The sequence below is a fragment of the Paenibacillus sp. TCA20 genome (assembly GCF_000732325.1).
GTDB lineage: Bacteria > Bacillota > Bacilli > Paenibacillales > Paenibacillaceae > Paenibacillus > Paenibacillus urinalis.
The window spans coordinates 221,511-234,316 of sequence record NZ_BBIW01000002.1; the positions used below are offsets into that span (position 1 = coordinate 221,511).

Below are 12,806 nucleotides of genomic sequence, written 5' to 3' on the forward strand. Positions count from 1 at the left end.
ACTCCCCTCCCCCATCGTGATCATAAATTCACTGAGCTGCCGCTATCAAAAGAGTGAGCGATAAGTGCCGCCAGCTTAACTGGCAATCCAGTCCTCAGCGATTCCTTCGCCGCTTCCGCAATCCTCTCTGCATGTAAACCGTCAAACCCTGTGCAAACAACAGGTTTATTGCATGCAATGGCTTCTGCAAAGGCTGCTACCTCATCCATATAGGCCTGGTTATAGCGCTCTAAGAAAAAGTGGAACGGCTTATCACGCAGAACGGCTGAAGCAGTAAATAATTCTACCGTTGTGGGACGACAGTTATCCGCAGAAGCCGCACCGTGGTCACCAAATATCTCCACTCGCTGATCGTATCCGTAAACTGCCTGACGGCTGTTATCGATTACACCGATAGCTCCACTGGCGAAGGTAAGAGTTATAATTGCTGTATCTATGTCCCCATGCCGAGCGAACATTGGATCAATCAAGCTTGCACCTTGCACGTAGACCTCTGTAACTTCCTCATTCATTAAATAACGCGCCATATCAAAATCGTGAATGCTCATATCCATAAACATTCCGCCAGACGTTCGAACATACTCTTCGCTGGGAGGCATGGGGTCCCGTGAAGTTATTTTCAGGATATGCGGCTTTCCTACCTTGCCTTCCTCCACAAGCTGCTTCAATTTACGGAAGCTGGGGTCCATCCGCCGGTTAAATCCGATCTGAAGCTTTACTCCTGATTCCTCAACAATATGAAGAACCTCGGCTGTATCTTTCTTTGACATACTGATCGGCTTTTCGCAAAAAATATGCTTGCCTGCTCTGGCTGCTTTTTTGATCCATTCGATATGAGTTAAAGTAGGTGTACAAATAAAAACCGCTTCAATATCCGGGTCATTAACCACTAGTTCACCATTGCTTGTTACCTGTGTAATTCCGCGAATTCGAGCCCATTCCATCAGTTCTTCGGTCACAGACATCTCTGCGATCATCTTCAAAGAAAATGCAGGCAAGTTAAGCAAATTATCTGCATGCAGCCTGCCGATTCGCCCAGCGCCGATAATACCGACTCCGATTGACTTTCCCATTAAGTCTTAGCCTCCTGTACAGAGATAATATGGAGCAGAATCACATCTGAACGCATCAGTAGAAATACAGCGCCTCTCCAAGGAGAACAATCGCGAGCGCCTGACCGTAAGCCATTGGAGCGATAATAATGTTCTTATAATCCTCTTTGACAGCTCCGATTGGTGTTCCGCCTGAGACCCCTTGGACAACACCTTTTTCATCCACTCTCTCGATTACAGCACGAACCGTTTTGAGAGCTGCCTGCTTATAGGAGACAGGAAGCAATCCTTTCCGCACACCAAGCAGAATACCTGCAGCGATTGCAGCAGATCCGGATGTTTCTGTATAGCTGTCTGGATCATCCAGCAGCGTATGCCACAGCCCAGTTTCATCTTGAAGTGACAGTAGTGCATCGACTTGAGCCTGAAACGTATGCTGCAGATATAGAAATACCCCTTCGTCAAGATGAGGTCGCATCAGATCCAGATACTCAGGCAGCCCAAGCGTAAACCAGCTGTTCCCCCTGCACCAGAAGGCTTCGCTGAAATTGTGCCGCTCACCAAAATGCCAGCCATGGTAAAATAATCCTGTATGTTTATCAAATAAGTATTTGATGTGCACAAGCAGCTGATGGATTGAAGTATACCGCCATTTCTCGTTATCGTGTCTTACTCCCATCTTGGCTGTAAATAAGATCGCCATAAACAAGGTGTCAATCCAAATTTCATTTTCATGGAGACTCACCTCGCTTGGAGCAGCACCTGTTGTAACATGCTGATAACCATCTTCTTCTGTACGAGGAAGTTCATTCATCAGCCAATTCATCCATTCCAGGCTTAAATTCCGGGCTTCTTGCAGATCCATTAGTGAGAGAAGCGGAGCCGTGGTATTAATGTTGCGGCTGGGCAAGCCTTTGTTCAGCTGCTTTTGCAGCCAAGGCACTGCGTAGGAGGCGTACCTGTCGTCACTAAAGTAATGGCCAATTTTGCTTAATCCGTACAGTCCAACACCTTGAGGCCAATCCCACTCCTCCATACCGAAATCACGGGCATAATACCCTCGCCGCTCTGCAGCTTCCCCCATCTCCCGAAGCTCCTGTTCATTCCCTGGCCGCTCCAGACTCATGAGTTTATGAGTAATTACATCCAGCTTGCTGATCAGTACGTGTTTATCCATGTCATGCTCTCCTTGTGCCTCTGCAATGAATTACAACCCGCAGCGCTCCTTAATGTAACGTCTTGCTTTGATCGCATATTCAAGCGGATTGGCAATAGCAGGATCCTGTTCCGCCTCAACGACAAACCAGCCTGAATATTCTGAAGCAGCAAGCGTCGAAAAGATAGGATCAAAGTCAATACAGCCGTCACCAGGAGTTGTAAACGCACCGGCCTTTACCGCCTGCAGGAAGCTAAGTCCCTGCTTTTTAACCTGCTCTACCTGTTCCTTACGAATATCTTTCAAATGTACATGCTTAACACGGGAAAGATGAGCATTCAATACTACCAAAGGATCTTCTCCTGAAAAAGCAAGATGACCCGAATCGAATAGCAGCGATACTTCGTTTGGATCTGTCAGCTCCATTAATCGACCAATCTCTTCGGCTGTCTGAACACCGGTACCCATATGATGATGGTAGACGACTTTCATTCCAATATCTCCCGCCAGCCTGCCGAGCTTGCCAAGTCCTTCTGCCAGCAAGGCCCACTCAGCATCGGTAAACACGGGCTTATGGGCAAAGAGTGGTGTCGTCATCTCACCCTGAATGCTCCGGCCCTGCTCGGAGACGACAATGACCTTCGCACCCATGGCATGTAGAAAGTCACGATGTGCTATGAACTTCTCGGCTGTTTCCTCATAAGGTCTGTTGGTAAGATAAGCACTGAACCAGGCGCTGGCGATCTCCAGACTCCGCAGTTCTAGAGCCTGCCGCAATTCAGCTGGATCGCGCGGATATTTGTTGCCGACTTCACTGCCTTGGTAACCGGCGAGTGCCATCTCACTAATGCATTGCTCGAAGGTATTGGTTCCCCCTAGCTCAGGCATATCATCATTTGTCCAAGCGATGGGAGCAATCGCCAGTTTAACCGCATGTTCTTTGAACATTTCTTATTCGTTCCTTTCCAGGTAAGGTGAGCAAGACTTCTTTACTTTGCCTGTTCATTAATAAAGCCTGGCCCGTTCCAGTCCCTGAAGTTTCCGTTTATGAGCTGCTCGAACCGTGTCGCTGTCCGTTTCCTCTGCAACTCCGACATGCCACCACGATCCATACCCATGTGTCATTGTCTTTGGCAGCACCTTAACGTCAATCAGGGTTGAAACGTTCTGCAGGCGAGCATCTCTAATCGCTGCCTTAAGCTCTTCAATGCTAGTAACCCGGTAAGTTACTGCTCCATATCCGGCTGCGCTTGCTGCATAGTCAATCGCCATCAACTTATCGTTTAGCGTTCCGTCACTTCCCCGGTAACGGAATTCTGTCCCAATGCTGCTCATTCCATGTTCCATTTGCAGATTGTTTATACATCCAAACCCGCCGTTGTCGAGCAGAATTATATTTATTTTTTTCTGTTCCTGAAGGCTCGTCACAAGTTCTGAGTGAAGCATTTGATAACTGCCGTCTCCGACAAGGGCGTAAACTTCACGATCCGGTTCAGCAAGCTTTACACCCAAAGCCCCAGCGATTTCGTAGCCCATACAGGAGAAACCATACTCCATATGGTAGGTGTCAGTGACGGTGTTTTCCCACATGCGCTGCATGTCTCCTGGCAGGCTCCCTGCCGCACCAACTACAATCGCATCATTTGGAATCATATCATTAACTACAGCGAGCACACGGGTTTGGGTGAGCGTTGATCCCAAAGCTCCAGCATATTCGGCAAGCTTCTCATCCAAATGGCCCGCAATTTCAGGCATGAAGCCTTCGGCGGAATATTCCACTTCAGCTAAACGCATCCGCTCACGTCTCCACTCGGACTTAACTGCAGAAATCTCATCTTGATAGTCTGGACTGGTCTGGTAACTTCGCTCTGCTAGAGCAGATGTCAGCGCATCTAGCCCTTCAGCAGCATCACATACAACAGCTGTTGCATCCAGCTTTGAAGCGTGAAACGAAGAAGCATTTAACGTAATAAATTCGACCTCCGGGTTACGAAACAGACTTTTGGAGCCCGTAGTGAAATCCGTAAAGCGAGTTCCTATTCCAATAATCAAATCCGCTTCAGATGCAAGCTTGTTTGCAGCTGCATTGCCTGTAACACCAATGCCGCCAAGATTGTATGCATGGCTGCTCTCCACCGCGCTTTTACCTGCCTGCGTCTCTGCAAAAGGTACTCCAAACTTTTCAGCAAATGTCTTAAGGGCTATTCCGGCTCCGGAATAGCGAACACCACCACCGCAAATGATGACCGGCTTGCACTTCTGTATAATCAAATCTGCTGCCTCTGTAATATCACGAGGATGTGGAAGGCGGCGTTCGATCCGGTGAATCCGCTTCTGAAAGAAGGACTCGGGATATTCCCATGCCTCCCCCTGAACATCCTGAGGAAGCGATATAGCTACAGCCCCTGTGTCCGCAGGATCGGTAAGCACACGCATCGCGTTAAGCATCGCTGCCATAAGCTGTTCTGGCCGGGATACACGGTCCCAGTATTTACACACTGACTTGAAAGCGTCATTCACAGTAATTGCCGCACTATATGTGTGCTCCATCTGCTGCAGCACAGGATCTGGCTGCCGTGATGCAAAGGTATCACTTGGCAGCAACAATACGGGAATCTGATTAGCAGTGGCTGTTGCCGCTGCCGTCAGCATGTTGGCGGAGCCGGGACCAATGGAGGCAGTACAAGCCATAATTTGTCTTCGATTGTTTTGCTTAGCAAACGCCATAGCAGCATGTGCCATTCCCTGCTCATTTCGACCTTGATAGGCAGTAAGCTCACCCGAATCACTTTCGAGAGCCTGGCCCAAGCCAAGCACATTACCGTGGCCGAACACCGTAAAGATGCCTTGAACGAAGCGCTGAGTCCCACTCTTCGTTTCAATGAACTGTTGATTCAAAAATTTGATCAGTGCCTGAGCCGTCGTCATTCTGATTTTAGTCAAATTACTCCCGCCCTTCGTAGTTATTGCTGCCACCTGGCAGTGACCATTTTTTTACGAGTATAAAACTCAACGCCGTCACTGCCATTCGCATGCAAATCCCCGTAAAACGAGTCTTTCCAGCCTGAAAAAGGAAAGAACGCCATAGGTGCCGGAACTCCTACATTAACTCCAAGCATCCCGGAATCGATATTTTCACGGAAATAGCGAACTTTTCCGCCGTCATTCGTAAAAATGCAGGCCCCGTTAGCAAAACGTGAGTTGTTTGCAATCTCAACCGCTTCCTCGATACCTTTAACACGCATAATGGACAATACAGGAGCAAACACTTCGTCCTGCCAAATCTTCATTTGCTGGGTAACATCATCGAAGAGGGTTGGACCTATGAAGTACCCTTCACCTTGAACAGCGCTGTCCGTCCGTCCGTCACGCAGCAGCGTGGCCCCTTCGGTAATTCCTTGTTCAATATAAGCAATGGTTCTGTCCTTATGGCTCTGACGAATCACTGGACCGATAAACGTATCGTCATTCAAGCCATTACCGATAACCATGTCATCGCATTCACGTATCAACAATTGGATCAAATCGTCCGCAACTTCTTCCTGAACGGCTACAACAGAACAAGCCATGCAGCGTTCTCCAGCAGAACCAAAAGCAGCAGTAATGATCTGCGAGGCCGTACTGACCAGGTCAGCATCATTTAACACAATAGAGTGGTTCTTAGCTCCTGCCAACGCCTGAACGCGTTTCAAGTGAGCTGTCCCCTTCTTGTAAACATACTCAGCCACCGGCTGAGACCCGACAAAGGAGATGGCTTTAACGTCCGGATGCTCCAGCAGACCGTTCACCACAGCATGTGCGCCGTGCACTATATTAAATACTCCTGCGGGGAGCCCTGCTTGCTCAAGCAGCTCGGCAAGACGCGCTGCCAGGAGCGGTGTGCGCTCGGACGGCTTCAATACAAATGTATTTCCGCAGGCAATGGCGAGCGGAAACATCCAGCAAGGCACCATCATGGGAAAATTAAAAGGAGTAATGCCGCCCACAACGCCTACTGGGTAACGATACATCCCTGATTCAATGCCGCCGGCAATATCCGGCAGCTGCCTTCCCATCATTAAGGTTGGAGCTCCCGCGGCGAATTCAACACATTCAATACCGCACTGCACTTCCCCATAAGCCTCCTTATAACTTTTTCCGTTCTCCATAGTGATCAGCTTTGCCAGCTCCTCCCAGTGCTCTACCAGCAGCTGCTGGTATTTAAACAGGATGCGGGCTCTTCTTGGCACCGGTGTCTTGGACCAGGGACCGAAGGCTGCTCTTGCCTCTTCAACTGCACGGCCCACCTCTTCCGCAGTGGATAACGGAACCTCTGCGAGCGTTTCTCCAGTGGCAGGGTTAACTACCTTCTCCGTTCCTAATGCTGAGGCTTGAGTCCACCTCCCCCCGATATAGTTATCCAATACTTTGACTGCCTGCTTCTCCATGCGACTCTCCTCCGCTTCCTAATTTCTTGCATTTTGCCTCATCTGTCTGGATTAGCTCTGGATAGCTATGTTTTCTGAACTTCTTCTACAACTTCCTCATTGTTCTGTATAAAATGGTCCAGCTCTTCTGCTGTAGGCATTGCGTCCGAGCAGCTATGGCGAGAGATTACGATGGAAGCAGATGCTGCACCTCGTTTCATCGCTTCTTTGACGCTGTCTCCTTTCATCAGTCCGTATATAAACGCAGAGGCATAGGAGTCACCTGCTCCGAATGTTTTTAATACTTTGGTGTGAAAAATACCGCTTCGATGCGCTCCTCCGTCAGCAGTATATGCGATAGATCCATTTCCTCCGTGCTTGATGACAACAAGCTTTGCACGATGCGAGAACCAATGTGCTGCAGTGGACTGATCATTAGAGCCTGTGTCGCCATACAGGCTTTCCATCATGTCAAACTCTTCGCGTGTGCCAATAATGTAATCGCATTTCTCAGCAGCCAGATTGTAGTACACTGCGGTCTCTGCATTCGATTTCCAGGTATAAGGACGATAATCAAGATCAAAAAATACGGTCGTACCATGCTTTACAGCAAATTCCAGTGCCAAAAACACCGCTTCTCGGGAGGGGCTTTGTGCTAAGGCAGTTCCAGATATAAGCAAGGTCTTCGTATTACGAATGTAATCTTCGGAAATGTTGTCTGTACTTAGTAGAAGGTCAGCTGCATTGTCACGGTACATCAGTATGCTGCAATCTTGGGGGCTTTTTATTTCGGTAAAAGCAAGACCTGTAACCGCGCCTGTCGTATCCTCAATAACCTGGCTGTCGTCGATGCCTTCCTTACGAAGATAGTTTCGAATAAAACGACCCATCGGGTCAGAGGCAATTTTGCCGATAAAGCCGCAGCGTAAGCCCAGTCTTGCCGCGCCTATCGCGATGTTAGCCGGTGATCCGCCAACATACTTCGTAAAGGTTACTGTTTCTTCCATCGGGCGTCCTGTCTCGTTAGCGTTCATGTCAATGCATAGCCGACCTAGGGCCACTAAATCCATTGATCGTTTGGGGTCGAGCTTAAGAAGGGGGGCAGAGTGGCTTTGTGTTATTTCCTGTTGTTCGAAGTGATCCGTGACCGGGCCACCTTCAACATTAATAGGCTTTTCTTTCATTGCTATTCCTCCTTATGGATAGAAAACAACAATCTTAGGGTAAGCGCTTAACCTTTTCTATGGCAGATTATATTCTATATGTAAGCGATTTACAATACAATTTTTAGATTAAGCGCTTTACTATGAATTTGGTTGCTCTGCAAATGTGAATTGGATAGAAGCAGAAATAAGCATTTTGATTAAATGTAGAGTGATATGGACAAAAAAAAGACCCCTGTCTACTCAAGGGCCTTGCTGGTAGAATTACGAATAACAAGTTCGGGGGGTAGTGAAATTTTTCGTTTAGTTGCTTCCGGATCGTCGATAGATTCATTGAGCAGTTGCATTGCCTGCTCAGTCATGTCTCGGAGAGGCTGTGCAATACTGCTTAAAGAGGGATGGCAAATATCTGCAAGCATGGTGTTATCGAACCCGATAACGGACAGGTCCTCGGGAACATTCAAGCCTGCTTCACGCGCCTCCTGTAACACCCCGATCGCCAGCAGGTCGTTGCAAGCAAAAATGGCCGTTGGCCGTTGGCCACCCTCTTCCCCCAGCATTCTATGGGCGACCTTGCGGCCATTCTCGAGTGTAGCCGAGGTCTGTACCATATGGTCTGGATGATCAAGAGAGACCCCGTGTGCCTCCAGTGCATCCAGAAATCCTTGTTCTCTATACCTGCTTCCAGGCAAATTGTCAGAAATAATCCCCAGTCTGCGATGGCCGAGGGCCAGAAGGTATTCTGTTGCTATATATCCGCCTTTATAGTCGTCCACTGTAATGCTGTTACAATCAAGCAGCCGTACGTCAGCAGAGAAAAGAACGGTAGGCACCTTATTCTCAAGCAGCCGATGAATCAGCTCGGGATTGCCCACATGTGAAGCAATGATAAGCCCATCAACACGTTTTCGCTGCAGGAGAGAGATATAGCGGGCCGCTTTTTCATCGTCACGATCCGTACTGCAAATAATAAGGTCACTGCCTGCCTGCTGCGCATAATCCTCAAAGAAACGGGCAGCCTCTGCAAAGAATGGATTCGCAATATCTGGAATCATAAGTCCAATGGTTCCCGTCCGCTGACTGGTCAGTGCTGAGGCGACCATGCTGGGCTGATAATTTAATTGTTCCATGATAAGGTGAACTTTCTTCCGTGTCTTATCACTGATGCGGCCATTGTTATTCAGCACCTTTGATACAGTAGCAATGGAAACGCCGGCCTCCCTTGCTACGTCATATATGGTTGGTTTCATACTTTCCGCTCACTTTTAAGTTTTGTCGTCTAAATTCAAGAGTTGTTAAGACGCTAATCTGCATGTCTGATATTATAGGAAATTTATATCGTATTGGCAAAACTTTGATTATTATGACTCCTTGCTTCAGAGAAATTAAAAACCAGCACCCGATTGGGGTGCTGGTCGCTTAGATATGATTTAATCCTTATTTCTTCGCCAAAAATGCATCCAGCTGCTTCTGCTTCTCCGCTATGATCTTATCAATTCCCGCTGCCTTCAGCTTATCTGCATACTTGGGAATCATTTCATTCGGATCTACGGCACCGGAGGTCAGTGCAGGCTTGAATTGCTTGTTAACATTGTTGACAGCAGCAATCTCATTCTTGACCGGCTGGCTGTTGAATGTGAATCCAAGTGCAGGCGATTTTACACCTCTGGCATTAAAGTCTTTAAACTTATCCCATTTCTCCGGGTCCTCATTATCCCACAAATAGTTCAGGAATTGATTACCAAGCTGCCACTGAGCACCCGGGTTATAAGTCCGGTTATTCGGATCGGTTCCTTCAGGAAGACTGATGATGCTGTCACTGCCTTCTTTTTTCACATAATGTGTGCCTTCAATTCCAAAGTTAAGCAAATTATTGACAACCGGATCGGAGTGCAGCAGGTTAATGACCTGCATTGCTTTCTCCGGATTCTCGGAAGTGCGGGAGATGGCAAGCATGGCTCCGGAGGTATCCCCGGTTGTAATGGTCGGCTGCGTCATCTCGATCTGAGTCAGCGGGAATCCGACATAGCTCTCTTCTTCCTTGTCCTTGCCCGGCTTCATCCCGTCCGTCCACATGAACACTTTACCTGCCTTGGCCTGATCTTTCGGGAAGACGGTCGAGGTTGCTGCATCACTATTAATATAGCCGGCCTCATACCATTTGCGAGCTAGCGCTGCCGCTTCCTTGAATTCGGGTGTCTCCACTTCATTCAGCACCGTTGTTTCGGAACCAATCTTACGAATGACACCTGGTACGGAGGCATCGCCGAGATAGTCCCAATCCAGGTTATCAAGCAGACCATTCCCAGTCGAGTTAGACATATAGAACGGAGTCACGCCTGGTTCATTCTCTTTGATGGTCTTGAGCAGCGGCTCCAGATCTGCCCAGGTCTTCACATTGGTTATATCCAATTTGTATTTCTCCAGCAGATCCTTTCTGACGAGGACACCACGGGTAGCCGCCAGCTCCTTGTTACTCGGTACGCCATAATTCTTTCCATCGACCTGGGAGCCTTCCAGGAAGGCAGGATCCAAATTCTTGACAATATCCTGTCCATGAGATTCCAGCAGATCATTCAGCGGCAGGAACGCGCTCTTCGCCACGTTGACTGTGTAATTCTGCCAGGCTGCCGTAAAGATAATATCCGATTTCTCCCCCGACGAGATCATGAGGTTCAGCTTGTTATCCCATTGGCCCCAATCGATGGCATTAATCTTCAGCGTTGCGCCAATCTTCGGTTCCATATACTTATTGATCTCCGCTTCTACAAGTGCAACATCCTTCTGCGGAGTTCCCGGATAGAACAGGGAGACTTCATAAGGCTTCTCCGTTTTACCACCCGAATCTGTACCTCCGCTCGTTCCTGTATTACTGCTTGCAGGCTCCGCTTCTCCTCCTCCGCAAGCACTCAGTACCATGACAAAGGTTAGAATTGCAGCGAGGAATAATGGCTTCCTCCTTGCACGTGTCCCCCGAGCCTTTCTCTGTTGATTCATCTGCATAGACCTCCCAATAATGATTTATGAACACATAAAATCAGCCTTTTACAGCTCCTACAGTCAGACCCTTGATGAAATAACGCTGGAAGAACGGATATGCGAGCACAATCGGTCCAATCCCCACGACCGCCATGGCCATCTGCAGCGTTTTGTTCGGCAGATCCAGCATTCCGCCTTGTGAAGAGATCTGTGAAGCAACGTTAGAGTTGCTCGTTAAATACTGGATATCCAGCAAGGTACGGTACATCAAATATTGCAGACTGATCGTTTTGTTATCCGAAATAAAGATCATGCTCAAATACCAGTCATTCCAATAATTCAGCGTACTGAACAGCGCTACCGTTGCAAGTACGGGCAGAGATAACGGCAGTACAATTCTGATAAATGTCCGCAGCTCTCCGGCTCCATCCACTCTCGCGGACTCGAGGATCGAGACAGGTATGGAATTGGCGAAGAAGGTCCGCATGACGAGTACAAAAAATGGTGACATGAGCATCGGCATGATCAGGACCCATAGGGTGTTCTTCAGATCAAGCAGATTGACATAGACGAGATACCAAGGAACAAGTCCGCCGTTAAACAGCATAGTAAAGAAGATGAAGAAGGCGAAAAATCCTTTGTACGGTAAGTCCCGTCTGGACAGCGGATACGCATAAAAAGCGGTCAACGCCACACTGATGACGGTCCCAACTACGGTTACGAAGATAGATACGCCGTAAGAGCGAACGATCTGCTCCATATCCTTGAACAAGAAATCGTAAGCGCTTATACTAAACTGCTCGGGAATGAACTTGTATCCGTTTGCGATGACTGTTGTCTCATCTGAGAGGGAAATAGACAGCACAAGCACAAGCGGCAGAATACATATAGCGGCATAGAAGATAAAAAAGGCATGAATGACAACCTTCGATTTGCCCGATACTTGCAGCGGTTTACTGGAACTCATATCAGGAACTCTCCTCCTTGACTAGAATAGTGCGTTATCTTTATCGATCCTGCGGACGATGGAATTGGACACCAATACAAGCACAAATCCAACCACAGCCTGATACAAACCTGCAGCTGACGACATGCCGATGTCTCCACCAATGAGGAACGTACGGTACACATACGTATCAAGCACGTTAGTGACCGGGAACAGCGCACCGGATTCAAGCGGTACCTGATAGAACAGCCCGAAATCTGCATAGAAAATACGTCCGATTTGAAGCAGTGTCATAACAATCATTAATGGATATAGGAACGGTACAGTGATATACCACACCTGGCTCCATTTCCCCGCTCCATCCAGCACGGCAGCCTCATAATACTCTTCGTCAATGCCAATGACCGCTGCCAGATAAATAACCACATAATAACCAATGTTCTTCCAGGTATTCACGAAAGGCAGAATGTACGGCCAATATTCCGTCTCCGTATACCAATCAATCGGCTCCTTACCGAACAGCGGCAGGAAGCTTGTGTTCATAAATCCTGAATCTTTGCCCAAGAAGGCAAGCACCAGATAACTTACGACGATCATGGACAGGAAGTAAGGAAGCAGCATCACGGATTGATAGAACTTCGATGAGAATCTCCCCTTCACTTCACTTAGCAAAATCGCTAGGCCTGCACCGAGCACCAGATTGAGCAGAATGAACACGACGTTGTAGGCCAGTGTATTGCGTGTAATCTCCCAAGCATCAGAGGTACCGAACAAATACTTGAAATTGTCCAGCCCCGCCCACGGACTCCCCATAATTCCATCCGCGTAGTTCACATTCTTGAATGCAATGACAACCCCAAACATCGGCAAATAATTGTTGATCAGCAAAAATACGACACCCGGCAAAAACATAAGGTACAGCACCTTGTATTTCTTAAGGTTGTACAGTACGGTCCTTTTTTTCTTTACTGTGTTCGGCATAGCTTTACCTTCGACTCCCCCTTCTCATATGCTTCACAGCCCCTCCTACTGCAGCGGTAGCTTTATTATAAGAAGGTACAGGGCATGCCGAATATCAGGTCTCGTAACCCCGGGTATGTGTTT

10 protein-coding genes are annotated in these 12,806 nt (G+C 48.0%); all 10 read right to left on the reverse strand.

Annotated features, from left to right (window positions below; translation table 11 throughout):
• Positions 1 to 20 precede the first annotated feature (20 nt).
• The 10 genes from iolG to TCA2_RS04845 all read right to left on the reverse strand — a co-directional run bounded on the left by iolG (position 21) and on the right by TCA2_RS04845 (position 12,683).
• On the reverse strand, positions 21 to 1,073 hold the full coding sequence (iolG, locus tag TCA2_RS04800; RefSeq protein ID WP_047910435.1) for an inositol 2-dehydrogenase: 1,053 nt from the start codon (positions 1,071 to 1,073) through the stop codon (positions 21 to 23).
• Positions 1,074 to 1,128: 55 nt separating this feature from the next.
• Positions 1,129 to 2,229, reverse strand: coding sequence for a glycoside hydrolase family 105 protein (locus tag TCA2_RS04805; protein ID WP_047910436.1), 1,101 nt, complete (start codon positions 2,227 to 2,229; stop codon positions 1,129 to 1,131).
• A 30-nt stretch (positions 2,230 to 2,259) separates the two neighbouring features.
• Positions 2,260 to 3,156, reverse strand: coding sequence for a myo-inosose-2 dehydratase (iolE, locus tag TCA2_RS04810; RefSeq protein WP_047910437.1), 897 nt, complete (start codon positions 3,154 to 3,156; stop codon positions 2,260 to 2,262).
• Between the two features lie 57 nt (positions 3,157 to 3,213).
• On the reverse strand, positions 3,214 to 5,151 hold the full coding sequence (gene iolD, locus TCA2_RS04815) for a 3D-(3,5/4)-trihydroxycyclohexane-1,2-dione acylhydrolase (decyclizing) (RefSeq protein ID WP_152557648.1): 1,938 nt from the start codon (positions 5,149 to 5,151) through the stop codon (positions 3,214 to 3,216).
• A 20-nt stretch (positions 5,152 to 5,171) separates the two neighbouring features.
• Positions 5,172 to 6,635 (reverse strand): CoA-acylating methylmalonate-semialdehyde dehydrogenase, encoded by a 1,464-nt coding sequence (locus tag TCA2_RS04820; RefSeq protein ID WP_047910439.1) that lies wholly within the window; start codon positions 6,633 to 6,635, stop codon positions 5,172 to 5,174.
• A gap of 65 nt (positions 6,636 to 6,700) precedes the next feature.
• Positions 6,701 to 7,684, reverse strand: a complete 984-nt coding sequence (gene iolC / locus TCA2_RS04825; RefSeq protein WP_047910720.1) for a 5-dehydro-2-deoxygluconokinase — start codon at positions 7,682 to 7,684, stop codon at positions 6,701 to 6,703.
• A 332-nt stretch (positions 7,685 to 8,016) separates the two neighbouring features.
• Positions 8,017 to 9,027 carry a LacI family DNA-binding transcriptional regulator gene (locus TCA2_RS04830; protein ID WP_047910440.1) on the reverse strand — a complete coding sequence of 337 codons (1,011 nt, stop codon included), beginning with the start codon at positions 9,025 to 9,027 and terminating at the stop codon, positions 8,017 to 8,019.
• Between the two features lie 187 nt (positions 9,028 to 9,214).
• Positions 9,215 to 10,774 (reverse strand): ABC transporter substrate-binding protein, encoded by a 1,560-nt coding sequence (locus TCA2_RS04835; RefSeq protein ID WP_047910441.1) that lies wholly within the window; start codon positions 10,772 to 10,774, stop codon positions 9,215 to 9,217.
• A 40-nt stretch (positions 10,775 to 10,814) separates the two neighbouring features.
• On the reverse strand, positions 10,815 to 11,723 hold the full coding sequence (locus tag TCA2_RS04840) for a carbohydrate ABC transporter permease (protein WP_047910442.1): 909 nt from the start codon (positions 11,721 to 11,723) through the stop codon (positions 10,815 to 10,817).
• Positions 11,724 to 11,744: 21 nt separating this feature from the next.
• Positions 11,745 to 12,683, reverse strand: coding sequence for a sugar ABC transporter permease (locus TCA2_RS04845; RefSeq protein WP_047910443.1), 939 nt, complete (start codon positions 12,681 to 12,683; stop codon positions 11,745 to 11,747).
• Positions 12,684 to 12,806: the final 123 nt, after the last annotated feature.